Raw genomic sequence first — 25,432 nt, forward strand, 5'->3', positions numbered from 1 at the left:
TTTAAATCTTCTTATTAGTGGTCTCTAGAACAGTCCTTCGATGGACAGGTATCTTTCGCCTGTGTCATAATTAATGGTCAGAATGGTAGATCCGGCGGGAATTTCAGGAAGTTTTTTGGCGACTGCAGCTAAAGCAGCTCCGGTAGAGATTCCTACAAAAAGTCCTTCTTTTTTTGCGGCTTCCTTCGTGAATTCATAGGCTTCGTCTTTACTGATCTTAATAATTTCGTCTAAGATTCCGGTATCAAGGATTGAAGGAACAAATCCGGCTCCCAAGCCCTGCAGAGGATGCGGAGCGGGAGATCCACCACTCAGTACGGGAGAGAGTTCCGGCTCTACAGCAATCACTTTGATATTGGGGAATTTCTGTTTCAGCACTTGCGCAATCCCGGTAATATGACCTCCTGTTCCTACCCCTGTAATCAGGTAGTCCAGTCCTTCGGGAAAGTCTTTCAGGATTTCCTGAGCGGTGGTTTCGATATGTACTTTTACGTTGGCAGGATTGTCAAACTGTCTCGGAATCCATGAATCTGGAGTTTCTTTCGCCAGTTCTTCCGCTTTTTCAATGGCTCCCTTCATTCCTTTTTCTCGTGGAGTGAGAACGAATTCTGCTCCATAAGACTCCATAATTTTCCGGCGTTCCAAACTCATACTTTCCGGCATCACAAGAATCAGCTTATAGTTTTTTACAGCGGCTACCAAAGCAAGTCCGATCCCCGTATTTCCGCTGGTCGGTTCTATAATAACACTGTCTTTGTTCAATACTCCTTTGGATTCAGCATCTTCAATCATGCTTAAAGCAATTCTGTCCTTAATGCTTCCGCCGGGATTGGCTTTCTCCAGCTTGATCCAGATTTCATTTTCTGCACCGAAGAGTTTATTAATTTTTACGACCGGGGTATTTCCGATGGTTTCTAGTGTGTTTTGGAACTTCATACCGATTCAATTTTATGTTGTTTTGTTGTTTGTTTTTATATCACAAAGGTTAAAGATTCGGGAAGCGTTCCGTTATCTTTTATTTTTATTTCACTTTTATTATAGACCAGAGAGCTGGAAGGAACATTCTGTGTGATCCAGACATTTCCTCCAATGATGCTGCCTCTGCCAATGGTGGTATTCCCCCCCAGAATAGTAGCTCCGGAATAGATAATGACATGGTCTTCAATATTGGGGTGCCTTTTTTCATTGGCTTTATCCTTTGAAACATGTAAAGCTCCAAGGGTTACGCCCTGATAGAGTTTTACATGGTTGCCGATGACGGTGGTTTCCCCGATCACAATCCCTGTTCCATGATCAATAAAGAAATGTTTTCCAATGACCGCCCCCGGATGAATATCAATTCCTGTTCTGCTGTGGGCATATTCTGAGATTACCCTAGGTAAGATTTTTACTTTTTGAATCCATAGCTGGTGGGAAATTCTATAGACATATGTCGCAAAAAAGCCTGGGTATGAGAGGAGTATTTCTTCCAGAGATTCCGTCGCAGGATCGAATTCTAAAATAGATTCAGCATCCAGAATCAGACTATTGTAAAGCTCTGGCAATACATGAAAGAAATGATCGGTCTGCTTTTCCGAGAAAACCTCATCCTCGGATGTATTTCTGATCAGGTCAAAAAGAACTTCATGCAATTCTTCAAACTCTATATAAATCTGGTTTTCAGCATGTATTTCTTGCGAAAGAAACAGAATATTATACAGATTATTGACAAAGTTTTCCATCTTACCCTTATCAAAGAATCCTCCGGAACTCGTCTGTTTTTTTTCAAGAATTTTCTTAATAAATTGATCTGACACTTTCATCTTCTATTGAATTATGCACGCTGCAACAGTAGCGTTAGAGGTTTCATCGACCAGAATGGCTGATCCTGTTTTTTTATTGCTTATAAAATCATCAAATACCAGAGGCTGTGCCGTTCGTATGGTTACTTTTGCAATTTCGTTAAGTTTTATTTCGCCTTCAGCTGCTTCCTTTTCCAATGTATTGACATTGATCTTATAATCCACCTGTTTTACGACTGCTTTCAACTGTCTGCTGTGATGCTGTATCAAATATTTATTGCCCGGCTGCAAGGCTTTATGATCAAGCCAGCAAAGTAATACTTCCACTTCTTTTTCAACTGAAGGAAGTTCTTCTGCCGCAGCGAATATATCTCCTCTGCTAATATCGATATCGTCTGTGACCTGAATCAAGACCGGTTGCCCCTCAAAAGCTTCCTGAACCTCGGTTCCATTCACTTCTATGGATGCAATTTCGGTAATCATTCCTGCCGGAAGCACTGCTATTTTATCTCCTTTCTGAAAACTTCCGCTGATGATCTGTCCGGCATATCCGCGGTAATCATGCAGCTCCTCGGTCTGAGGCCGGATAACGTACTGTACCTGAAAGCGGCTACCGCTGTTTTGCTCCTGATCAAGATGAATTTCTTCAAGATATTCCAGAAGCGAACTTCCCTGATACCATGCTGTAGCAGATGACAAGGAAACAATATTATCTCCTTTCAATGCAGAAATGGGGAAATAGGTAACATGGTTTAAGCCCAACCCTTCTGCCATTTTAGCATACTCTTCTTTAATGGTTTCAAAAACATCCTGTGAGTAGTCTACCATATCCATTTTATTGATGGCTACGGCTACTTTGTTCAGTTTTAGCAAAGAGGCAATAATGGAATGTCTTCTGGTTTGCTCAATAACTCCTTTACGGGCATCAATGAGAATGACCATGAGGTCTGAATTAGAAGCTCCGGTAATCATGTTTCGTGTGTACTGGACATGCCCCGGAGCATCTGCAATAATAAATTTTCTTTTTGATGTCGAAAAGTATCTGTAAGCGACATCAATCGTGATTCCCTGCTCTCTTTCTGCACGGAGCCCATCCGTTAAAAGAGCAAGGTCTACCCCGTCATCATTTTTGTTTTTAGAATGTTTTTCCAGAACTTCCAGCTGGTCCTGTAAAATGCTTTTGCTATCGTAAAGCAGTCTTCCGATGAGGGTGCTTTTCCCGTCATCTACGCTTCCTGCTGTTATTAATCTTAATATATCCACGTCTTTTTTGTATAAATGATTAATGATGATTGATTAATGATGAGTAATTTATTTACTATTGATATTTTGCACATTGTATTATTACTCACTGCTCATTACCTATTAAAAGTAACCTCCTTTTTTACGGTCTTCCATAGCGGCTTCGGTTACCCTGTCATCAATTCTGGTTTCTCCTCTTTCTGATATTCTGGTGGCCACAATTTCTTCAATCACTCTATCCACTGTGGCGGCTTCTGATTCTACGGCCGCCGTGCAGGTCATATCTCCTACGGTCCGATATCTTATTTTTTTTATGGTGACGATATCATCTTCTTCCAGTGCAGCGTGTTCAGAATTGGCGATCCACTGTCCGTTGAGGTCTACCACTTCTCTTTCGTGCGAAAAGTAAATGGAAGGCAATGCAATATTTTCCCGACGGATATAGTTCCAGACATCAAGTTCTGTCCAGTTGCTAATGGGGAATACTCTTACGTTTTCTCCTTTATGAATTTTTCCATTAAAGATATTCCACAGCTCCGGCCGCTGAAGTTTGGGATCCCATTGTCCGAATTCATCACGAACAGAGAATATTCTTTCTTTTGCACGGGCTTTTTCTTCATCTCTTCTAGCCCCTCCGATGCAGGCATCAAACTCGAATTCTTCAATCGTGTCAAGAAGAGTAAAGGTCTGCAGCCAGTTCCGGCTTGGAAATTTCCCTTTAGGCTCTGTCAGTTTTTTTTTGTTAATGGTATCTTCCACTTTTCTTACCACAAGATCTACATCCAATTCGGCAGCAAGCTGATCTCTGAAGCTTAAAACTTCCGGAAAGTTGTGTCCGGTATCCACATGAACAAACTTGAAGGGAATTTTTCCATAAGGAAATGCTTTTGCGGCCAGATGTGCCAGTACAATACTGTCTTTTCCCCCACTGAATAGTAAAGCCGGACGTTCAAACTGTCCTGCCACTTCCCGTAAAATATAGATGGATTCAGCTTCTAACTGATCTAAATAGTTTAAATGATATAATGACATATTTTATTTTTTATTGATGAACATGTAAGCCGCATTCTTTCTTATCGGCATCTTCCCACCACCATCGGCCGGCTCTGAAATCTTCGCCTTCTTTAATTGCTCTTGTACAGGGCTCGCATCCGATGCTTACAAATCCTTTTTTGTGAAGTTGATTATAAGGAAGATGATGTGTTTTGACATACTCTGTCACCTGTTCTGTGCTCCAGTGAAGGATGGGATGAAATTTGATAATCTGATGATCAGCGTCCCATTCCAGCTGTGGCATTTCTTTTCTGCCCGCCGAATGTTCAGACCTTAAACCCGTGATCCACACCTTGTATCCCTGAAGTGCTTTTTTCAAAGGAATGACTTTTCGGATATTGCAGCAGGCTTTTCTTTGTTCTACGGATTGATAAAAGGAATCGGGTCCGTTTTCTGAAACAAATTGCTGCAGTGATTCCGGATCCGGATAGTATGCTTTTATATTTTTTTTAAAGAATGCTCTGGAGGAAGTCCAGGTTTCATAGGTTTGCTCAAAAAGCCTTCCTGTATCGAGGGTGAAAATATCAATATTCAGGTTTTTGATAAGATGAGTCACGACCTGATCTTCATAACTGAAGCTTGTAGAAAAGATGACTTCACCAGGGAACCTGTTGGCAAGAATTTCTAAAAACCCATCACTTAAAGCGCCTTCAGAGGCGTTTTCAAGCAATTTATCGAATTCTATTTTCAGGGTATTTTCCATTTGTAATTGAAATTAACTCCTGCAAATATATATAAATCCTATTTATCCTACCAAATTAGTAGGATATAAAAATTAAAAAAAATTTCAGCTGTTTTTTATAAAGGAAGTAAGAGTGGCTTCCATCATGCTTTTTCTTGTTTTTTCTCTCACAATTATCAATTCATTTCTGAGATAACAGGTCGCCTCATCTACACAGTCGTCACAGGCTTCATAAAAATTCAGAGAGATACAGGGAGTTAAAGCAATAGGGCCTTCGAAAATACGGTAGATATCCGCCAATGAAACTTCATCAGGAGACTTCAGGAGATAATATCCTCCGGCGGTTCCCTGCTTACTGTTGACCAACTTGGCTCTTTTCAGTTCAAGAAGAATCTGTTCTAAAAATTTTTTGGAAATATTCTCATCCTGTGCAATAATCGCTGTTGACAAAAATCCCTGATTGTAATTTCTTGCCAACCTAACCATTGCTTTCAGAGCGTATTTGCAACGTTTGGACATCATAATTGATGCAAGTTATGATAATTTATTTGATTAACGAAATTGCAGCTCCAGATTAAAAAAATGAATCTAAGTTACCGTTTGAAAATATCCTTTAAAGCCCAGATTTGAAAATTTACATTGTATATTTGTTGGAAATTTATGATCGATGAGTATAATAGAATTCAACCCATTGTGGAAAGAGAAATTACTGAACCGTTTTCTTACGTATGTAAAAATATATTCAACCAGTGATGCTGAAAGCGAAGCAACCCCTTCTACTCCAAGACAGTGGGATATCGCCAACCATATTGCCGAGGAACTGAAAACGATTGGTTTAGAAAATGTTTCCATTGATGAACATGGTTATATTATGGGATATGTTCCTTCTAATGTAGAAAATGATAAGAGGCCAACCATAGGTTTTATTTCGCATTATGATACTTCTCCTGATTTTAGCGGGGAAAATGTAAAACCGCAGATTTGGGAAAACTATGACGGAGGTGATCTTGTTTTAAATGAAACGACAGGATTTACCCTATCTTCTTCAAAATTTGAAAGTTTAAAACAATATATCGGGCAAACGCTGATTACTACAGACGGAAATACCCTTCTTGGAGCCGATGATAAAGCAGGATGTGCAGAAATTGTAACGGCTGCTGAATATCTTATTGCCCACCCGGAAATCAAGCACGGAAGAATTGCTGTAGGATTTACGCCGGATGAAGAAATCGGAAGAGGTGCTCATAAATTTGATGTAGCTAAATTCGGTGCAGAATGGGCGTATACCATGGATGGCAGTGAAGTTGGAGAATTGGAATACGAGAACTTTAATGCAGCTGGAGCAGTGGTAAAAATCCACGGATTGAGTGTTCACCCGGGTTATGCTTACGGAAAAATGGTCAATGCGGGTCTTTTAGCCGCTGAATTCATCCAAATGCTTCCAGCGAATGAAACTCCGGCCACAACTAAAGGTTTCGATGGATTTTATCATTTAATGGATATTACGGCTGATATTTCTGAGGCTAAGCTTCAATACATCATTCGTGATCATGATGAAGAAAAGTATGAAGCGAGAAAGAAATTCATGGAGGAAAAAGTCGCTGAATTCAACCAAAAACATGGGGAAGGTACTGCGGAAGTGGAGATTAAGGAGCAATACAGAAATATGAAGCAGCAGTTTGAAGGAAAAATGCACATCATTGATCTTGCGGCAAAAGCGATGAAAGAGGCCAATATTGAACCGAAAATCAAAGCTATCAGAGGAGGAACGGATGGCGCTCAGCTATCTTATATGGGACTTCCATGTCCTAATATTTTTGCAGGAGGAATGAATTTCCATGGACCTTATGAATATGTAGCGCTGGAAAGCATGGAAAAAGCAGTTGAAGTGATCCTTAATATTGTAAAAGCTTAGTTCTGATGAAAAAACTTTCAGCATTAGCATTTATTTTGATTTTTTCTTTCAGCAGCGCTCAGGTATCTGAATTCCAGAAAGCCGATTCCCGCTATGAAAGAAAAATAAAGTCACTGTACAGGAAATATCCGAAGCCTAATGATGAAAGGACTAAACAGGAGTGGCTTCTCACTGAAGAAAAAATATCCGCCTATAAAAATGCGTTAGATAAAATTTCAGAGGAAGAAAAGAAAATGATAACGGATGTTCCACCTCCTGTGGCACCTAAAATCACAAAGGAAGCAGAGTATGAAACCGGAAAAGCTTCATTCCAGAAACTTTTAAACGAAGCGGTGGATCTTACTTTCCTGAATTTTGCAGTTAATCCCTATAAGATCAATTTAAAATTTATTTTAGATTCCAAGGGCAATGCTTCTCATGTGAAGGTAAAGGGTAACAATGAAGATGTGAATGCATTTATAGAGGCCGCTTTTTACCGGATCAGGGACAAGGGCAAATGGAAACCTGCAGAATCGAACGGCCGACCTGTTCTCTCTGTGGTCAACCTTCCTTTACAATTGAATTTCAGTAAATAAATAGTTCAGCCCATTGCTTCAGCAGTGGGTTTTTTATTTTGTTTTGCAGAGAATTTTTATTTATTATTTCTCCTACTAATGAAAAGCGTTTATTTTTTTTGATTATATTTACTTATAAATCAAATCATTAACTTAAAAAATTAATTTATTATGGGAAAAATAAAAAAACTATTAAGAAAGGACCTCTCTACGATCCTTGGGGCTGGTATCAATGGTTGCCATATGAATGGCGACTCTGCTTACTGCTGGACGGATTGTGAATGTGCATTTGGAAGGGCTTGTGAGATGGATGATGACGGGAATCCGGGAAGATGTGTTTCCGCAGGTGGCGGCGGTGGAAATCCTGGCGGTGGCGGATGCAATCCACCTTCTATTTGTGAGGAGCAGCCTTTTTAAAAGACATTCATCGGAAGTACCCTTTTCCGATTTTTTTTCGCTTTTCAGCTGGAAGGAGATCCTCGTCAAAGCATCTGTGCTGTTCATCAAATAAAGTTTTATCCGGCTTCTGATCGTTGTTGTTTTGCATGAAATTATTAAAAGCAATTTATGAAACAGCAGTTTTTAGCATTCAGCTCACTTTTATTATGTATCACCTGTTCAGTGGAAACCAACGCACAGCAAACCCGGGTTTTCCATATCGGGATAAAAGGGGGTGCCAATTTTACAAAAACCTCAACAGAATCTTCAACATTGGAAGGGAAATACGGCCTGGGTTATCAGGGGGGAATCATGACCAGAATGGATTTCGGAAGTCTTTATGTACAAGGAGAAGCATTACTGAACAAAAGGAAGACTACTTTTGAGACTCATGAAGGTACCTCAACAAAATTAAGCTGGACTTCTGTGGATATTCCGGTAGTGGTTGGGTATAAATTCGTTAACACGAAGGATTTTAATGTAAGAGCGTTCGCAGGGGGTGTATACAGCTATGCATTCAAGAACAATTTATCAACTTCCAGAGCATTGCAGGAAGGTTTTAAAACCTTTGACAAATCCAATATCGGAATCACGGGAGGTGTGGGTATAGACTATAAAAATTTCACGGCAGACCTAAGGTATGAAACGGGACTTTCAAGCATCAGCAAGGAATTTAAATCTAAACCACACAGCTTTACGTTGGGGATTGGATATTTCTTATTCTAAAAACTTAAATTATCTTTACGTGTTAGAAACTGCGACCTGCAGTTTCTAATTTTTTATAAATTACCTTACTCTTCTTCATGACAAAACCATTTATTTTAAGAGAATATATTTTTGTTGGTCTTTTCTGGCTTGTTTTTGCAGCAGCGGTGTACATCAACTTTCAGGCTAATTCTGATAAACCTTCAGCTGTATTCCAAACCATTACTCTTGTCATTGCTTCTTTTATTTTCACTCATTTTCTTACGACGAGACTCCTTCCTCGTGCTTTGCGGGCAAAAAAGATGAAATTATTTCTTATTCAGGCAACAGGCGTTATTCTTTTACTGAGTTTTATCTATTCTTTGATCTTCACTTATATCGAAGTCAACTCCAAGAACGAGCTTCCTCACGATTTTGTTAATCATCTTCCTTTTTTATGGAAAGGGTTCTACCTTGCTCTTCCTGCGTCTTTTCTTATCAACGGATCTGCCTGTGGAATCAAATTTTATCAGGAACACGGAAGAATAGAACGGGATCATATCCTGCTGCAACAGGCTCATCTGGAAAACCAGCTTAAATTACTGCAAGATCAGATCAACCCTCATGTGGTTTTCAATATTCTGAATCACATTCATATTCTGATGAAAACAGATACCCAACTTGCGGATTATCTGCTGCTCAAATTTTCTGATATTTTACGATATCAGCTTTATCATTGCAGTCAAAATCTTGTTCCGCTCGGTCAGGACATTGATCATCTTCAGAACCTTGTGGAAGTGGAGAAATTACGATGGGGCAATGAGCTTGAGGTGAGTGCAGATTGGAATATAGGAAATAAAAGATTATCGATTGCTCCTCTCCTGCTGGTTCCTTTCATTGAAAATGCCTTCAAGTATGTCTGCAGATTACCCGGACACAAGGGTTATGTAAAGATTTCCTGTATGGAAAAAGACCATTTTCTATTCTTTTATGTCGAAAACTGCTATTCAGAATTGGCTACCTACAAAAAGAAAGAAGGCGCTGGTGGAATCGGGCTTCAAAATGTACAAAAACGTTTAAAATTACAGTATCCGAATGCTCATGAGCTTACCATCGAGGCAGACCATAATGTATATAAAGTCACTTTAACCTTCCAATTATCCGACAATAATGAGCAGTAATATTCCCAAAATGAAATGCTTAATTATAGATGATGAGCCTTTGGCCAGATTTCATCTTAAAGAATTAGCCGATCAGATCGACTTTTTATCGGTTGAAGATACTTGCGCAACAGCATTGGAAGCGGGTACAATAGTCAAGGAGAAGGAAATTGATCTTCTTTTTCTGGACATCAATATGCCGTATTTAACTGGCCTTGAGTTTCTGGAACAGCTTGAAAATCCACCTTTAAGCATTCTTACAACCGCGTATTCCGAATATGCTTTGGAAGGTTACCGTCTTCAGGTTGTAGATTATCTTCTGAAACCTATTGCTTTTAATCGCTTTTATCAGGCGGTCAATAAGGCGCAGCAGCAGTTTATTGTGTCTGAAAAGATGAAGAAAAATTCTCCCTTCGATGATCCCTTTCTGTATGTAAGGCAATCTGACAGTTTTATCAAAGTGTCCTGGGTAGATATTTTATATATTGAAAGTATGCAGAACTATACAAAACTCCATTTTAAAGATAAATCTCTGGTGATCCATCAAACGATGAAGGCTATTGAAGAGTCCCTGCCCTCCGAGCATTTTTTCAGGATCCACAAGTCTTTCCTGATTAATATTATCCATATCGATATGATCTCCGGCGGACGTCTTTTCATTAATAAAACTGAGCTTCCTATTTCCCGTACCCGAAAGGAGGAATTGCTCAATCAGGTGGTGTATAAGAAGCTTATTAGTAAATAAAAAGGAAGAGGGAAGCTGGAAGAGCGCAGTTATTGCTGTCGAAAATTAAATAACTGTCTTTTTCATTTGAATGTACAAGAATTCTGATAATCAACAGACTAAAAGCAAATAATTGTCGGACAGTCACTTCCACCTTCCCTCTTGATCCCCTAAGGCAGGTTCCACCTCAAAGATACTGCTGCATAAAACGTACTGGCAAATTTAGGATCTGCTATTTTCTTGTCTTTGAAAATGCTGCTAATTTTTCTGTCATTCTCACTGAAACTTCTCAGCAGGGCTGTTCCCCCTGTTAGGCGAAGGCTGAGTTTATCATTTAACTTTAGTTCCGGTCTTATTCCCGCCGTGATCTGCTGATAACCGAGTAACATGGATTTTCCGTCTTTATTTCTTTCTACGGTCATACCGCTGAGGTTGACTACCGCCTTCAGAGCGAATTTATCTGAAAACAGGTATCCTGCTTCCATTCCTTCCGGGAAGTTGATATTAAATTTAATTTTACCCTTGGTTTTCCAGTCGAAATAAATCCATGGCAGGATCATTGGCACCCCGAAAGCAGTCGTCAGTACGGGGCCACCTCCTAGAGCCAGATTAGGATTAAAATGTCTGATAAACAAAACTCCACCCTGGCCTAGAATATCATCGGAATTTATTGGGTCAAGATCTGTGTAAACCCCTACTGCCGCTGTCATCATCATGCTCCATTTTTTTCCTAAAGGCCTCATATGCTGGATTCCAACCTGAGCGTTCAGCATCTGGTCCGGAAAAAGCTGTTTTTCATAGTCTTTATGGGTCATTTTTGCATAAGATCCGCTAAGCATGAGGGACCATGCTTTTATTCTTCCGCTGCTGTCTTTTTTGATTGACAAGGGAATGCTGAGGTTAAGATCTGCTCTTTTAAAACTGCTTTTGGAATTTGTTTTTACACTGTCTTCCGGGCGTATGTAGCTGGAAAAAGGAATATATTCCGTTTTAAGCTCTCCGGATATTCCGGACTGTGCACTACCGTAGTATCCGAGCAAACTACAAACGGCCGCCAAAAGATTTCTCTTCATAATTTAAATTTTTATGCAAAGAGATCCTTTTGAAGGTGGTTGACAAAAATTACTTGATTAAGTGTCGGGATGGTATGACCAAGCGGGAGAATGACATGATTATATTAATAGAATAATCTTCTGTTTTAAACTAAACCACCCCTTTAATGTTCACTTATACAAAAGCTTTTTTATTCTTAAATGAAAGGTAAGCAAAACCAACTGCAAACAATGCAATGCTCGCCCGGATAATAACCATCGGCATAATGGAATCTGCTTCTAAAAAACCGGCGAGCCCTGAAAGCAAAAAAGTAACCATCAGCTGCATAAATCCCATTACTGCCGCGGCAGTTCCCCTTCCTTCTTTGAAAGGTGACAAAGCATGAGCAGAAGTAATAGGAAAGAGAATTCCAATAGCGAGCAATGATAAATATAACATCATAATTTCCAATGCTATAGAAAGATTCCCTGCAGCAATCAGAATATGAAGACCGCAAACGATTAGCAATATAACAGTGGCTGCTAATAAAAGCTTTGTGTCGCTTATTTTCTTTATTAATTTAGGTGTAATATACGCTGCGGTTATTAAGGCTAATGAATTAAAACCAAATATCAGGCTGAAAGTGCCACTGGAAAATCCATGAAGTTTCATAAATAAAAACGGAGCATTAGAAATATAAATAATCAGGGAAGCGAAGGCAATACTTCCGATCATTGTACTGTTGATAAATTCTTTATTAGAGATGATGGTTTTCAGATGATGTTTCAATCCTTTTTCATCATCTGTATGCTCGGAAACAGCCGTTCTTGAATTGGTTTCGGGAACGTATTTATATACCATTAGCAAAGTTAAAAGGCCCATTACACTCAAAAAAGCAAACGAACTGTTCCATCCCCAGAATTTGAGAAATACACTTCCTAAAAGCGGAGCTACAATCGGAGCTATTCCACTGATCTGAGATTGCTGGGAAAAAATGGCTACTGATTTTTGTCTGTCGTAAAGATCAATAACGATGGCTCTTCCGATTACAATGCCCGCACTCCCGCCAAATGCCTGCAGGAAACGCATGGCCCAAAGCACATAAATATTTTCTGTAAAAAATATAGCTGTAGCACCTATAATGAAAAGGAAAAGTCCGCAGTACAACATGGGTTTACGTCCGGTTTTATCAGACAAAGGTCCCCAAAATAACTGTCCAAAAGCAAATCCTGCAAAAAATACAGAAATTGAAATCTGAATATGCCCGATATCGGTTTGAAAAATCTGCGCCATGCTTGGAAAAGCAGGCAAATAAAGGTCTATACTCAGTGATTCCAGGGTGTTGAGCAGTGCCAGAATAAACACGACGATACTTAAATTTCTCATAAAAAAAGGGGTGTCATTAGAGAATCCGTAACAAGGATTTTCTGTCTGCAAAATTCTTCTAAAAAACAAAGCTTTTCAATACAGGAACTGAAGGAATACCAGCACAAACTGAGGATTATCATCAATGATTTTTCGTAAAAATCACTATTTTAAAAGAACTTTCTGAAGATTATACTTTTCGCTCTTTAAATCCTTCCGGATTCTGACCAGTCTGTTTTTTGAAAAAACGCGAGAAATAAGAAGCGTCGCTAAATCCCAGTTTAAAAGCAATTTCTTTAATGGTTAAAGCACCAAAGCGAAGTTCTCTTTTAGCTTCCAGCAGAAGTCTCTGGGCAATCATCTTTTTCACCGTCGTCCCTCTTGAAAGACGGACCATATCATTGAGATGATGGGTGCTTACTTTTATTTCATCTGCATAGAAACGGGTGTCTCTCTGAACGGTATAATGTTCTTCGATTAAGCTTACCAACTTTTGGATGCGCTGTCTGTCATTGATTGAAGGATCCTGCAGATTGATCTGTTCCGTAATAATGATACAAAATGCTCTGAGATAAGTTTTTAATAAATCGATCCTTGATGAACCAGTATATTCCCCTTCCATAAGCCTGATAATGGTATTGCAGATTTCTGCACTTTGAGGATCTAAAGAAAAAGGACAGCTCCCTCCGGTAAGAATTGTTTCGATGTCACAAGCTTCTTTAAATATTTCCCTGCTGATGGCCATTACATAACCTTTTTCGCCTCTCAGTTTCATATTAAATACTTGTCCCGGTGCAATGATGCAGATCTGATTGTTTTTGAGAATATGATGTTCAAAATCCAGTTCTAAACGGCTGTTCTCCTTTACATGACTGAACCAGATGATCTCAAAGAAATTATGCCTGTGAACATCATTAAAATTTTCCGGATGTCCTGTGTCAAGGGTCATCAGCTGAAATTGTTCAGAAGTGAGATGGTGGACGGGAATGTTTTTTTCTGATGAATTCATTTTCAATGATTATTAAATATTGAATTTTTTTTAACAAAATCTATATCTGAAGGGTCTGTAATAATATAAACTTCTCCCTTGTCTTCGGTATTTTTCCCTTTATAATAAATAATTTGCCTGTCTGATATTAACTGTACATGATCTCCAATCTGTCTTTCCATATAGATGGGCAGATAAATTTCAGCCTTTTTATCTTTAATCTGGTAAGGATACATTCCCTCTTTCAACTCTTCTGAAAACTCCTTAAAATTTGATTTAAAAACACTTAAAGTCAACACGCCAAAACTATGATTATTTGATTTCTTTATGCCTGTAATCAATCCCTCAAACACAACTCCGTTTTTTAAAGCTTGATTTTGTTTATCATATTCTTTTGTCTCTTCATTCGTTACATACAGTACCAAGCCGATAAAAACAATAAATAGTATGATCCATCTTACATATTTCATTTCTATTTTTTTAAGAATTTCCATCTCATCCAATAAACAAAAACCACAGCAAAAAGTGCTGCGGTTTTCTACAATATTCAAAATTAATTATAATTTATCCATTTTGCTGGTTGCCTAAAAAAGCATCCCAACCTTGTGCGGTAAGCGGAACCAATTGATTGGATCCTCTTGCTACCATGTGATTCCCTTCTGCACTTTCTACTGCATGACCGATAATGGTAAAATCAGGATGGTTTTTAATTTTATCAAAATCATTGGGAGAAATAGTGAACAGCAGCTCATAATCTTCACCACCGCTCAGCGCAGTCATTACCGGATTAAGGTTCATCTCATCTGCTGTGGAAATGGTCAGATTATCCATTGGAATCTTCTCTTCATAAAGTCTGAAACCTGTTTTAGACTGATCAGAAAGATGCAGGATTTCAGAGGCTAAACCATCAGAAATATCGATCATTGAGGTTGGCATGATATCCAGTTCTTCCAAAATGGCTTTAACATCCGTTCTCGCTTCAGGTTTAAGCTGTCTTTCCAGGATATAGTCATACCCTTCCATCTCCGGCTGCATATTGGGGTCAGCAAGGAAAACCGCGTGTTCTCTTTCAAGAATCTGAAGTCCCATATAGGCACCGCCAAGATCTCCGGTTACCACCAGAAGGTCATTAGGCTTTGCTCCGCTTCTTTTTACAATATTCTCATCGCTTTCCATTCCAACAGCAGTAATACTCATGACAAGTCCTGCATTGGAACTTGTGGTATCACCTCCTATCAGATCCACCTTATACCTTGCACATGCTGCCTGGATTCCTGAATAAATTTCTTCAAGAGCTTCCACCGGAAAACGGTTGGAAACAGCCAGCGAGACTAAAATCTGTGTGGGAACCGCATTCATTGCTGCTACATCACTCAGGTTGACCACAACAGCTTTGTATCCTAAATGTTTTAAAGGAACATAGCCCAGGTTAAAGTGAACACCTTCTGCAAGGACATCCGTTGTCAGTACAACTTTTTTATTTCCAGGATTAATAACAGCCGCATCATCTCCTACTCCAAGTTCCGAAGACTCGTTGGATAGAGGAAAATGCTCTGTTAAATGCTTTATAAGACCAAACTCTCCTAATTTCGAGATGGGGGTCAGTTCCTGTGATTTATCTTCAAACATAATTTCTTTTGTATTAAGGTCCTGTGTAAAATACATTTCTGATTTAAAATCAGATCTGCTGTTTTAAATTTCGGACTATAGAGTGAATTCTGCCGGATCAACATTATCCGGACGGAAAGGAAGTTTTTTGAAATCTTCTCTCGTCATCACGATGGTTTCGGGGCTTTTGTATTTGTTCATGGCTTCTACCACATCGTCCGGCGGGGTGGTCATTTTTCTCAGCATCATGTCAATCCACACTCCGGTAGCTTCCGCAGTAGCACAATGTACGCCGTCCGGCGTGTAAAATTTATGAACAAATCTGTAGATTGATGAGTCTTCCGAACATCCGTCTATCTCCAGACTTACAATGACAGTTTGGTCAGCGTAAATCTCTTTGAAGAACGAATATCTTTCATGCATGATGACCGGGCCTATTCCCCATCGGCTTAACTGAGTAACTCCCATTTTTTCTTTGGTCATAAAGGCCATTCTGGACTGGGCACAGTACTGTACATATGATGAGTTGGCTAAGTGCTTGTTTGCGTCAAGATCACTCCAACGTACTTCAAATTTATGGTAAAAAATCATTTAAAAATCGTTTTTAGTATGATTAAATTATATTCTTCAAAATTACTCAAATAAGATGGTTTATAAAAATTGTACTTTTGAAAAAATAATCTTCCGCATAGGATTACCAATACATGAAACAGATCATCATTATCGGAGGCGGTGCTGCAGGCTTTTTCTGTGCATCGAATCTCGACGAAAAAAAATACAACATCACCATCCTAGAACAAAACTCGGATGTACTTCAGAAGGTAAAAATTTCAGGCGGCGGACGTTGCAACGTAACGCATGCCTGCTTTGACCCAAGAGAACTGGTTCAGTTTTACCCAAGGGGCAACAAGGAATTATTAAGCGTTTTTACCAAATTTCAGCCCGGAGACACAATGGAATGGTTCGACCAACGCAATGTTCCTCTGAAAATTGAAAATGATAACAGAACATTTCCTGAAAGCAATTCTTCACAGACAATTATCAATACATTCCTGAATGAAATCCAAAAGAAGAATGTGGAGGTCAAAACAAAATGCTCTGTAAAAGCGATTGAAAAACAGGATGAAAAATATCTTGTCAGGACCAGTTTGGGAGATTTTGAAGCAGATTATATTGTTTACACCACAGGAAGTTCTCCAAAATCATTGAAAATAGTTGAAACCCTGGGACATAAGATTATTGATCTCGTTCCTTCCCTTTTTACCTTCAATATTAAAGATGAGTTATTACAGGATATTCCAGGAACCAGCTTTGAAAACGCAGAGATTTCAATTCCATCTCTAAAAACGGAAGAAAGCGGACCTTTACTGATCACGCATTGGGGTCTTTCCGGACCTGCTGTGCTGAAAATATCAGCGTGGGAGGCATTAAGTCTGTCCAAATTAAAGTATAATTTTGAGATTGAGGTGAACTTTATTTCCAGGTCTATCGATGAAGCGGAGGAAAGCTTCCAGAATTTTAAGCAGTCTAATCCTAAGAAAACAATTGGACAGGCGAAAATCTTTGACATCACCAACAGGTTCTGGCAGAAAATAGTATCCGTTTCGAAAGTTGATCTGAATAAACAAATCTCCAATATTTCAGGAAAAGAAATGCAGATGATTCTCGAAAATCTGTGCAAAAAAAAGCTGAAAGTTTCAGGAAAATCAACTTTTAAAGACGAATTCGTGACTGCCGGAGGGGTTGATTTGAAGGAAATTAACTTCAAAAATATGTCATCAAAACTTCTTTCTAATTTTTATATTGCCGGTGAAGTTCTGAATATTGATGCGGTAACGGGCGGTTTTAATTTTCAGGCATGCTGGAGTGAGGGATGGCTGATTGCACAGGATCTCAACACATTGTAAAAAAGTATTATTTTTACTGTACACTATAAACATGAAAAAAATCTTAATATTCGTTTTACTCCTAGGAGGGCAATTTGCTTTTTGTCAAGCGCAGGAAACTCAAACACAACCTGTAGAAGATCATTCAACAGATCAGTATAATTCTGCAGACGATAAATTTGAACCCTATCCCGGAGGAATGATGAAATTTCGAAAAGATCTCGCTGACAAAATAACTTTAACCCGGATAAAGGATATAAATTTGAAAAAAGGAACCCTCTTTTCGAATGCAAAAATTACAGTTAAAGCCAATGGCAGAATAGAAAATATTCTAGTAACAGGAAATGATCCCGACTTCAATAAGGAAGTAGAAAGGGCAATCAAATCCTTAAAAACTAAATTGAAACCGGCAGAACGCAATGGAGTACCTGTCCGTTCATATTATTCGGTTCCTTTTACCTTAACAATGAATAATTAAAGTGCTGTCAGTCAAAAAAAATATTTCTTCTTTCTTTAAAACCATCATCATCATAGGGTTTGGATACTTCTTTTGGCTAATGCTTAAAATTACACTGGAATATATTCCTTTTGCTCCTGATGTAAGCTTCCTGATGATCAAGCAAACGGAAGTTCAGGACAGACCGGAATATCTTCCTTTTTTCTATACGCATGTCTACACCAGTATTTTTGTATTGCTTTCCGGATTTCTGGCTATTCTCAGAAAGGATTTCAGTATGAAAAACTTTCACAGGAATATTGGAAAAGTCTATATTTTTTTAATTCTGATTCTGGCTGCACCCTCCGGGATCTACATGGGATTTTTTGCCAACGGAGGCTACCTTTCCAAAATATCATTCGTTATTTTAGGCTCTTTCTGGTGGTTTTCTACGTATAAAGCCTATCAGTCTGCAAGACAGAAAAGATTTAAAGAACACAAGCACTGGATGTGGCGAAGCTTTGTCCTTACTTTATCTGCGCTTACCTTACGTATCTGGAAAGTAATTATTGTATATTTATTCCACCCCAATCCTATGGATGTCTATCAGATTATTGCATGGCTGGGCTGGATTCCCAATATCCTTTTAATTGAATATTTAATCACCAAAAAACATCTATGAAAATTTTAAATTATACCCTTGCTTCTTTACTGGCTGTTTCGCTACTGAGCTGCAATAAAGACGGGAAGATGAATGACACAGGAAAGGATTCTGTGATCGCAAAAAAAGACTCTGTTATAGTTCCCGAAATTCATAAAGAATACTACGGAATTTATATGGGTGATTTTGCCGGTAAGGAAATGATTACCGCTGAAGACGGCGAGCAATATGAGGATTTTGTCAATAAGAGAATTTCTCTGAAGATCAATAGAATCACCAAAGACAGTGTCTACGGACAAAGTATTGTGAACGGAAATCAGCGTCCTTTCAGAGGCATCTTTAATGAAAGTTCGAAATCCTTTGTTCTGGATGAACCCGGAAACGACAAAACTGACGGCCGGTTTGAAATAAAGTTAAGTGGCGACAGTATCACCGGAAAATGGAATGCTTTTAATAAAACCGCCGTCAAAGCGCCTTTAAAAACAATTAAACTCTCCAAGAAGGAATTTGTTTATAATCCGAATTTTATGCTGGATGAAAACTCAGACCTTGTGGACTGGTCTAATCCTAAAAGCTTTGTTGAAAAATACAAAGATGAAGAAACCGGAAAAACAGAAAGCTATACTACTTCAAAAAACAGGGCTGCATCTGATGCTATTTTTAAAATAAACGCCTCCAAGCAGAAACTGACTGAAAAAGAACTTAAAAACTTAAGAAAACTGGATCTTGAGATCATTAAAAATTCTGTTTTTGCCAGACATGGCTATTCTTTCAAAAAGGAAACCTACCGGTATTTCTTTGAGCAAACAGATTGGTATATTCCTGTTTCCAATAATGTAGACAAGGAACTTTCTCCGATGGAAAAAGAAAATGTAGCCTTGCTCAATCGTTTCATCAAATATGCAGAAGATAAGTACGACAGCTTCGGAAGATAGTTTGTAAGTCTAGTTGAATCAGTTATTCTGTTTTTTAGAATTTAGTTTTACAAACAGAAACAACAGAAGACATCCGGCGGCGTAGCAAAGGATATCGATCCACGAAAAAGAATTTCCAATCACAATATACATCAGGCTTCCAGGACGGAAGCCTAATTTTTCGGCCACCGTAAAGTATTGGGCAAATTCTACCAGGCAGGAAAAAATCAAAATTCCAAGGATAAGCTTTTCATCATTCATCTTGACAAAGCTTTTCACAAAAGTATAAAGAAGCATAACGACGATAACATCTCCAAGATAAGCTCTTACAAAAAAGATATCAGCCAGTTTTGTGGCAATCAGGACTTCGATAAGAAAAATGAAGACGGTAAGAAGAAGATATTTCAGGTTGAAGGCTAGTTTCATTTCTTTAGGTATGTTTTAGCTGGAGCTGAAGTTTATTGAATTGATCGTGCAAAATTACATTTCGGGCCATAAAAAATCGGTATCCAAAGAATACCGATCCTATTATTCTGAAGCAAATATATTACTTCTTTACTTTGATTGTGCATCCAATAGCAACTGTTTTATTCATTTTTATCGCTTCCCCTTTGATGAGTGCATTCACAGCATCCTGAACATAGTATTCAGAAACATCATTTGGATTTTCGTAGTTATTATCGATTGCACCGATATATTTCACGATATTCTTTCCGTTTTCTTTTTGCAGGACGAAAACATGAGGGGTTTTTGTAGCTCCGTACAAAGGATAGATTTTCTGTCCTTCATCTACCAGATATGGAAATGTAAAGCCTTTCTCCTTTGCTCGTTCAATCATCTGCTTATAGCCGTCTTCAGGCTGCACATTCGGATCATTGGGATTAACAGCAATCACCGGATAGCCTTGATCTTTGAACTTTTTATCAAGTTCTACTATTCTGTCCTCATACTTTTTTGCATACGGACAGTGATTACAGGTGAAAACGATTATAAAACCTTTTGCGCTCTTAAAATCACTTAACGAAACCATTTTTCCGTCAATATTTTTTAGCTTAAAATCAGCAGCGGCGTCTCCTACTTCGTAGCCTTTTGCTGAAGCCGGATTTACTTTTTGAGAACCTTCCTTCTCATGCCCAACTGAGGTAAAGCTTAGCAATCCAAGCCCGGCAATGAATGCCGTCATTAAAATTTTCAGATTTTTCATATTTATTTTATTGTAAATTATGGATAATTGTTTTTTCAAGGGCTTCTTTACTCATTTCGCCGTCATTGAAATCTACTTTTTCACCGTTCTTATAAAAAATAGTTACAGGAATATTTCCGTCCCAGTCTTTTTCAAATCTCGGAATCCATGTATTCATTCTTTTGACATCATCCAGCAGAATCACTTCAGCGGTCAGGTCTTTATTTTTGATAAACTTAATGACTCTTTCTTTATCCACCAGCCTATCCAATGAAACCAGGATCATTTTAAATTTTGGATTATCCCTGAACTTATTATGAATCTCCATAAAATGAGGCAGTTCTTTTACACACGGTGCACAGGTTGTAGCCCAGAAATTGACTACCAATAACTTGTCATTCTCCTTCTGAATGTCTTTTTCAAGGTCTTCGTATTTCATGGTCGGGACTTCTGTCTGCTGGGCAGTAAAAGCTGTAACGCAAAGAAATACAGTTAATAAAATTAATAAATTCTTCATATTCAAAAATAGTCATTAATCCGGGATGATCTTATGGGCTTTGTGGTTGGATCAAAAGAGAGAGAAATAGTTAAATATCTTTTTGATAGTCTCTCTGAAATCAAATGCTGTCATAGCTAAGAATGCAGTAAAGAAAGCATTTATTGATTTTCTGATGATAATTTTAACACTATTTTTTAATCACAACCCATTGAATTAAAAGAAATTAAATGTAAATTAGCATACAATCAAAACAAAATATTATGAAAAAATCAAATTCTCAGCCTAAAAAGCTGACTAAAAAAGAGCTTAAGAAAATTAGTGGAGGAGCTAGACCTATTTGCCCACTGGTGGTGAGCTGCTTTGATCCTGCAACAGGTGAAGAACAATACGGAGTACATGGAATCCAGGATGGACCGTGCTGCTAAATAGTGATCACCATTAATCCAAAATGTATGAAAAATTCAAACATTCAAAGCAGAAAGCTCTCTAAAAAGGAGCTAAAGGAGATCAACGGAGGTGCTTCATGTGCTGAAGGCCTTTGTAAACTCAGAGGAGTACCCAGTCATTTTATGATTATCGGACCGAGAGGCAAAGATGGATATTGCTGTTAATCATTATACAAACATTAAATGACTGGAATCGATTCCGGTCATTTTTTTTATGCTTCAGTAGTATTTTAGATCATTTTTTTTATTTTGCATCAAATTAAAAAATGAATAAAACTTTTATTTTCCTTTTTGCCTGCTTTCATATTTTTATAAAAAGCCAGAAGACAAGTACAGACCGTATTTCTGAACTTCCTCCCGCTCCCAGCTATTCTACAGACAGAAAACTTCGGGATCCCTATGACGGAGTTTCAATACATGATGCGCCAAAGGATGTTGTGGGGAAAATGAATTTAGAAAAAGTAGTCTTTAAACCTGATCAGCCTGCAGAATTTCCGGGTGGTATCAAAACTTTAAAACAAAAGATTTATGAAACAGTGGATCCCTATAATCTGACAAGTTTTTCTCATTGGGGAACCGTTTACATCATCATTGACGATAAAGGAAAAATAACTGATCTTTTTGTTCAAACGGCAAGCAATAATCTTAAAGAAGAGATGAAATCCGCGCTGGAAAAAATAAAAACCCGCTGGAAACCTGCACAAAGAAAAGGAATGCGGGTCAATTCTTTATTCTCATTCCCTGTACACTTCAACTTCGATGTAGAGTAATTAAAAGGGTAGTTAAAAGCTACCCTCCAATCATTTTTTTTATTGAATTCAGCTTCATCAAAGCTTCAATAGGAGTCAACGTATTAATATCTATTTTCGTCAATTCTTCGCGGATGTTCTCCAGAACCGGGTCATCCAGCTGGAAGAATGAGAGTTGCATATTTTCTTCCGTTACTCTTTTGATACTTTCAGAAGTGCTCGTAGTCTGGCTACGGCTTGCTTCAAGGGTCTTCAGAATCTCATTGGCCCTGTTGACTACCTTTGCAGGCATTCCTGCCAGCTTAGCCACATGAATACCGAAACTATGTTCGCTGCCTCCCGGAACCAACTTTCTTAAGAAGATGATATTTCCTTTATTTTCCTGAATCGAAACGTGGAAATTTTTCACCCGTTCAAAGTTCACCGTCATTTCATTCAGCTCGTGGTAGTGTGTAGCAAACAATGTTTTAGCCTGAGTAGGATGCTGATGAAGGTATTCGGCAATAGCCCACGCAATGGAAACCCCGTCATAGGTAGATGTTCCACGCCCGATCTCATCCAGAAGAATCAGACTGCGTTCTGAAATATTATTCAGAATATTGGCCGCTTCATTCATTTCTACCATGAAAGTAGATTCTCCGGCTGAAATATTATCGGTAGCGCCTACCCTTGTGAAAATTTTATCCAATACGCCGATCTCAGCATGTTTTGCGGGAACAAAACTTCCAATCTGAGCCAAAAGACAAACAATCGCAGTCTGGCGCAGAATCGCTGATTTACCGGCCATGTTGGGCCCCGTAACCATAATGATCTGCTGGGAATCTTTATCTAAAAAGATATCATTCGGGATATATTTTTCTCCCAAAGGAAGTGCATTTTCAATAATCGGGTGTCTTGCTTCTTTTAAATCGATGGCATACCCCTGATTAAGAACAGGCTTCGTATAGCTTTCAGAAACAGCCAGTTCCGATAGTCCTGAAGCTACATCAAGCTGTGCAATGATATGCGAATTTCCCTGAATCTGATCCATATAGACCATGGTTTCTGCACATACGTTTCTGTACAGCTCATTTTCCAGAACCCCTATTTTCTCTTCAGCGCCCAGGATCTGGCTTTCATATTCTTTGAGTTCTTCGGTGATATAGCGTTCTGCATTGACAAGAGTCTGCTTTCTTAACCATTCCGCAGGAACTTTATCTTTATGGGCATTTCTTACTTCTATATAGTATCCGAAAACATTATTAAAATCAATTTTAAGGCTTGAAATCCCTGTCCTTTCTATTTCTCTCTGGCACATTTCATCCAGGAACCCGCGGCCTTTATTCTGAAGGTTTCTCAACCTGTCCAATTCTTCAGATACATTTCCTTTGATGACATTCCCTTTTGAAATATTCACAGGAAGTTCTTCGTTCAGATGATTCTGTAAAAATTTGATCAGTTCCTCCATATCGAACAAAGGTTCCAGCCAGGCCAGAACATCGGCATGCGGATGAAGCAAAGCTTTTATCTGGTGGATATTGATCAGACTCTGCCGCAGGTAGCCCAATTCTTTTGGTGATATTTTTTCGGCAGCCAGTTTTCCCATCAATCGGTCAAGATCTGAAATGGATTTCAGAAGCTGGCAAATTTCGTATTTCAGATGATCATTTTCATTCAGGAAATCGATCAGAGAAAGCCTTCTCATGATCTCTTCCACGGATTTTAAAGGAAGAATAATCCTTCTTCTCAGCAATCTTCCTCCCATCGGGGTAGATGTTTTATCGATGATATCGAGCAACGATTTTCCTTGTGGATTGCTCGGATATACAATTTCAAGGTTTCTCAAGGTAAAATTATCCATCATCAGATAATCTTCCTGCGGAATGATCTGAAGCTTTGTAATGTGAGCAAGCAGATTGTGGTGGGTATCTTCTACCAGATAAGCAAAAATAGCTCCTGCTGCTGTAATAGCCAACGGAAGATTTTCAATCCCAAAACCTTTTAAAGAATTTGTTTTAAAGTGAGAAGTCAGTTTTTCATAAGCAAAATTATACTGGAAAGCCCAATCTTCAAGCTTAAAAGCACTTTTATTTTTAAGCTGTTCCGGCAATTGGACACTTCTCTGATAAACAATTTCGCTGGGATCAAAAGTATTGATGATATGCAGGATCTTCTCCAGATTGCCTTCACTTACTAAAAATTCACCTGTAGAAACATCTACCATAGCAATCCCATACTTTTCTTTTTCTTTGTGAAGGGAAAGCAGAAAATTGTTCTTTTTTGAATTTAATACCTGATCATTGAACGTCACTCCGGGGGTTACAAGCTCTGTAACTCCTCTTTTTACAATTCCTTTGACCGTTTTCGGGTCTTCCAGCTGGTCGCAGATGGCCACTCTCATTCCGGCTCTTACCAGTTTCGGCAAATAAGAATCTACCGAATGGTGAGGAAATCCGGCCAGTTCTATATGACCTTCTCCATTGGCTCTTTTAGTAAGAACAATACCCAGGACCTGAGATGTTCTCACGGCGTCCTGCCCAAAAGTTTCATAAAAGTCTCCTACTCTGAACAACAGCAGTGCATCAGGGTATTTTGCCTTGATGGTATTGTACTGCGTCATGAGTGGAGTTTCCTTCTTCGTTTTTGCCATAATAAAAAATGAGCCCCAAATTTAAATAAAATAAATTCAGGGTTGGGATTGGTGATACAATTAATCTCGCTTCAGGGATCAAAAATCGTACTTATATATTTCAGAACAAAATATTTATCGTATTTTTCAGTAAAATAAGTGATATGATTTATCCGGTTTTAGAAACTGAAAGGCTTCTCTTAAGGCAACTGTCTTCCCATGACTCAGGAGATCTGTTCGAATATTTTTCCCAGGACGAAGTCATGAAATATTATGATCTGGAAACCTTTAAAACATTGGAAGACGCTCAAAATATCATCACCCATTTTAATAATGAATTCGAGAAAGGAAAAGGATTCCGCTGGGCTCTGGAATTAAAGTCTGAAAAGAAAGTGATAGGAACATGCGGTTATCATAATTGGTTCCCTGAACATTCCCGGGCAGAGATCGGCTACGAACTGAATCCTAAATTCTGGAGAAACTCTTACATGAAGGAAGCGGTTCTTCCTATTCTTATATTCGGATTCGAAAGCATGAGACTTCACCGGGTAGACGCATTTATAGATCCCTCCAATATATCGTCAGAAAAACTTCTGCACTCATTAAATTTTAAAGAGGAAGGAACACTTCGTGACTACTTTTTTGAAAAGGGAAAATTTGTGGATGCTAAAATTTTCGGACTTATTAATGAGTAAGGTAGAAGATGGAAGTTCAGTATTGGAAACGGAAAACCTTGTGATTCAATTGAACTATCCTTATCAATGTTTAAAACCTTGACAAGGATCCCAACAATAGCTTCCAGCCTCCTTCTTCCTGCTTCCATC

General features: G+C 38.5%; 30 protein-coding genes. 14 read left to right on the plus strand and 16 right to left on the minus strand.

The genetic code is table 11. The features are described 5' to 3' along the window. Window positions 1–24: 24 nt before the first annotated feature. The 6 genes from cysK to BW964_RS12605 all read right to left on the minus strand — a co-directional run bounded on the left by cysK (window position 25) and on the right by BW964_RS12605 (window position 5,280). On the minus strand, window positions 25–936 hold the full coding sequence (gene cysK, locus BW964_RS12580) for a cysteine synthase A (protein ID WP_076507631.1): 912 nt from the start codon (window positions 934–936) through the stop codon (window positions 25–27). Between the two features lie 35 nt (window positions 937–971). After that, a complete protein-coding gene (gene epsC / locus BW964_RS12585; protein ID WP_076507633.1) occupies window positions 972–1,802 on the minus strand; it encodes a serine O-acetyltransferase EpsC in 831 nt (276 codons plus the stop codon). Between the two features lie 3 nt (window positions 1,803–1,805). Next, complete coding sequence (locus BW964_RS12590) at window positions 1,806–3,044, minus strand: sulfate adenylyltransferase subunit 1 (RefSeq protein ID WP_076507635.1); 1,239 nt, start codon at window positions 3,042–3,044, stop codon at window positions 1,806–1,808. 102 nt (window positions 3,045–3,146) lie between these two features. Then, the gene (gene cysD, locus BW964_RS12595) at window positions 3,147–4,055 is read right to left on the minus strand and encodes a sulfate adenylyltransferase subunit CysD (RefSeq protein WP_076507636.1); all 909 of its coding nucleotides are present in this window, start codon (window positions 4,053–4,055) and stop codon (window positions 3,147–3,149) included. A gap of 10 nt (window positions 4,056–4,065) precedes the next feature. Further along, the gene (locus tag BW964_RS12600; RefSeq protein ID WP_084175839.1) at window positions 4,066–4,779 is read right to left on the minus strand and encodes a phosphoadenylyl-sulfate reductase; all 714 of its coding nucleotides are present in this window, start codon (window positions 4,777–4,779) and stop codon (window positions 4,066–4,068) included. Window positions 4,780–4,863: 84 nt separating this feature from the next. After that, a complete protein-coding gene (locus tag BW964_RS12605; RefSeq protein ID WP_076507638.1) occupies window positions 4,864–5,280 on the minus strand; it encodes an RrF2 family transcriptional regulator in 417 nt (138 codons plus the stop codon). 145 nt (window positions 5,281–5,425) lie between these two features. Here BW964_RS12605 and pepT point away from each other — a divergent pair, with 145 nt between their 5' ends. From pepT to BW964_RS12635, 6 genes are all read left to right on the plus strand, one after another. Beyond that, window positions 5,426–6,673 (plus strand): peptidase T, encoded by a 1,248-nt coding sequence (gene pepT, locus BW964_RS12610; protein ID WP_076507640.1) that lies wholly within the window; start codon window positions 5,426–5,428, stop codon window positions 6,671–6,673. 5 nt (window positions 6,674–6,678) lie between these two features. After that, complete coding sequence (locus BW964_RS12615) at window positions 6,679–7,248, plus strand: hypothetical protein (protein ID WP_076507642.1); 570 nt, start codon at window positions 6,679–6,681, stop codon at window positions 7,246–7,248. Window positions 7,249–7,398: 150 nt separating this feature from the next. Continuing rightward, window positions 7,399–7,644 (plus strand): hypothetical protein, encoded by a 246-nt coding sequence (locus tag BW964_RS22370; protein ID WP_123911953.1) that lies wholly within the window; start codon window positions 7,399–7,401, stop codon window positions 7,642–7,644. A gap of 150 nt (window positions 7,645–7,794) precedes the next feature. Further along, window positions 7,795–8,391, plus strand: coding sequence for a porin family protein (locus tag BW964_RS12625; protein WP_076507645.1), 597 nt, complete (start codon window positions 7,795–7,797; stop codon window positions 8,389–8,391). Window positions 8,392–8,468: 77 nt separating this feature from the next. Continuing rightward, a complete protein-coding gene (locus tag BW964_RS12630) occupies window positions 8,469–9,530 on the plus strand; it encodes a sensor histidine kinase (RefSeq protein ID WP_076507646.1) in 1,062 nt (353 codons plus the stop codon). After that, a complete protein-coding gene (locus BW964_RS12635) occupies window positions 9,520–10,254 on the plus strand; it encodes a LytR/AlgR family response regulator transcription factor (protein WP_076507648.1) in 735 nt (244 codons plus the stop codon). The genes BW964_RS12630 and BW964_RS12635 overlap by 11 nt, the downstream gene beginning before the upstream one ends. A 149-nt stretch (window positions 10,255–10,403) precedes the next feature. Here BW964_RS12635 and BW964_RS12640 read toward each other — a convergent pair whose 3' ends face one another. The 6 genes from BW964_RS12640 to BW964_RS12665 form a co-directional block, all read right to left on the minus strand. Further along, window positions 10,404–11,306, minus strand: coding sequence for a DUF6268 family outer membrane beta-barrel protein (locus BW964_RS12640; protein ID WP_076507649.1), 903 nt, complete (start codon window positions 11,304–11,306; stop codon window positions 10,404–10,406). Between the two features lie 154 nt (window positions 11,307–11,460). After that, window positions 11,461–12,651, minus strand: coding sequence for a multidrug effflux MFS transporter (locus tag BW964_RS12645; protein ID WP_123911954.1), 1,191 nt, complete (start codon window positions 12,649–12,651; stop codon window positions 11,461–11,463). Between the two features lie 169 nt (window positions 12,652–12,820). Continuing rightward, the gene (locus tag BW964_RS12650; RefSeq protein ID WP_076507653.1) at window positions 12,821–13,639 is read right to left on the minus strand and encodes a helix-turn-helix domain-containing protein; all 819 of its coding nucleotides are present in this window, start codon (window positions 13,637–13,639) and stop codon (window positions 12,821–12,823) included. A gap of 2 nt (window positions 13,640–13,641) precedes the next feature. Then, window positions 13,642–14,169 (minus strand): hypothetical protein, encoded by a 528-nt coding sequence (locus BW964_RS12655; RefSeq protein ID WP_123911955.1) that lies wholly within the window; start codon window positions 14,167–14,169, stop codon window positions 13,642–13,644. Window positions 14,170–14,182: 13 nt separating this feature from the next. Continuing rightward, a complete protein-coding gene (thiL, locus tag BW964_RS12660; protein WP_076507939.1) occupies window positions 14,183–15,247 on the minus strand; it encodes a thiamine-phosphate kinase in 1,065 nt (354 codons plus the stop codon). Between the two features lie 75 nt (window positions 15,248–15,322). Continuing rightward, a complete protein-coding gene (locus BW964_RS12665) occupies window positions 15,323–15,817 on the minus strand; it encodes an acyl-CoA thioesterase (protein WP_076507656.1) in 495 nt (164 codons plus the stop codon). Between the two features lie 113 nt (window positions 15,818–15,930). Between BW964_RS12665 and BW964_RS12670 the strand changes: the two genes are divergently transcribed. From BW964_RS12670 to BW964_RS12685, 4 genes are read left to right on the plus strand one after another with little or no spacing between them, the layout of a single operon-like run. Continuing rightward, window positions 15,931–17,133: a BaiN/RdsA family NAD(P)/FAD-dependent oxidoreductase gene (locus BW964_RS12670; RefSeq protein ID WP_076507658.1), complete on the plus strand. Its 1,203-nt coding sequence runs from the start codon at window positions 15,931–15,933 to the stop codon at window positions 17,131–17,133. 31 nt (window positions 17,134–17,164) lie between these two features. Further along, window positions 17,165–17,590, plus strand: coding sequence for an energy transducer TonB (locus tag BW964_RS12675; protein ID WP_076507660.1), 426 nt, complete (start codon window positions 17,165–17,167; stop codon window positions 17,588–17,590). A 1-nt stretch (window position 17,591) separates the two neighbouring features. Then, on the plus strand, window positions 17,592–18,230 hold the full coding sequence (locus BW964_RS12680) for a DUF2306 domain-containing protein (protein WP_185117118.1): 639 nt from the start codon (window positions 17,592–17,594) through the stop codon (window positions 18,228–18,230). Beyond that, window positions 18,227–19,144, plus strand: coding sequence for a YARHG domain-containing protein (locus BW964_RS12685; protein ID WP_076507661.1), 918 nt, complete (start codon window positions 18,227–18,229; stop codon window positions 19,142–19,144). The genes BW964_RS12680 and BW964_RS12685 overlap by 4 nt, the downstream gene beginning before the upstream one ends. A gap of 18 nt (window positions 19,145–19,162) precedes the next feature. On the opposite strand, the gene BW964_RS12690 is transcribed toward BW964_RS12685, so the two are convergent. The 3 genes from BW964_RS12690 to BW964_RS12700 form a co-directional block, all read right to left on the minus strand. Beyond that, a complete protein-coding gene (locus tag BW964_RS12690) occupies window positions 19,163–19,549 on the minus strand; it encodes a ribosomal maturation YjgA family protein (protein ID WP_076507663.1) in 387 nt (128 codons plus the stop codon). 121 nt (window positions 19,550–19,670) lie between these two features. Then, complete coding sequence (locus BW964_RS12695) at window positions 19,671–20,327, minus strand: thioredoxin family protein (protein WP_076507665.1); 657 nt, start codon at window positions 20,325–20,327, stop codon at window positions 19,671–19,673. 7 nt (window positions 20,328–20,334) lie between these two features. Beyond that, window positions 20,335–20,823, minus strand: a complete 489-nt coding sequence (locus BW964_RS12700) for a TlpA family protein disulfide reductase (RefSeq protein ID WP_076507666.1) — start codon at window positions 20,821–20,823, stop codon at window positions 20,335–20,337. A gap of 242 nt (window positions 20,824–21,065) precedes the next feature. On the opposite strand from BW964_RS12700, the gene BW964_RS22375 reads away from it, so the two are divergent. From BW964_RS22375 to BW964_RS12705, 3 genes are all read left to right on the plus strand, one after another. Further along, window positions 21,066–21,230, plus strand: coding sequence for a bacteriocin (locus BW964_RS22375; protein WP_123911956.1), 165 nt, complete (start codon window positions 21,066–21,068; stop codon window positions 21,228–21,230). Window positions 21,231–21,257: 27 nt separating this feature from the next. Then, on the plus strand, window positions 21,258–21,416 hold the full coding sequence (locus tag BW964_RS22380) for a bacteriocin (protein WP_123911957.1): 159 nt from the start codon (window positions 21,258–21,260) through the stop codon (window positions 21,414–21,416). A gap of 101 nt (window positions 21,417–21,517) precedes the next feature. Then, window positions 21,518–22,021 carry an energy transducer TonB gene (locus tag BW964_RS12705; protein ID WP_076507668.1) on the plus strand — a complete coding sequence of 168 codons (504 nt, stop codon included), beginning with the start codon at window positions 21,518–21,520 and terminating at the stop codon, window positions 22,019–22,021. Window positions 22,022–22,040: 19 nt separating this feature from the next. Here the strand turns inward: BW964_RS12705 and mutS are convergent, their stop codons facing one another. Beyond that, the gene (gene mutS, locus BW964_RS12710; protein WP_076507670.1) at window positions 22,041–24,629 is read right to left on the minus strand and encodes a DNA mismatch repair protein MutS; all 2,589 of its coding nucleotides are present in this window, start codon (window positions 24,627–24,629) and stop codon (window positions 22,041–22,043) included. Between the two features lie 143 nt (window positions 24,630–24,772). Between mutS and BW964_RS12715 the strand changes: the two genes are divergently transcribed. Continuing rightward, window positions 24,773–25,303 (plus strand): GNAT family N-acetyltransferase, encoded by a 531-nt coding sequence (locus BW964_RS12715; RefSeq protein WP_076507672.1) that lies wholly within the window; start codon window positions 24,773–24,775, stop codon window positions 25,301–25,303. The last annotated feature ends 129 nt before the right edge of the window (window positions 25,304–25,432 follow it).

The organism is Chryseobacterium shigense, from assembly GCF_900156575.1.
Classification (GTDB): Bacteria; Bacteroidota; Bacteroidia; order Flavobacteriales; family Weeksellaceae; genus Chryseobacterium; species Chryseobacterium shigense.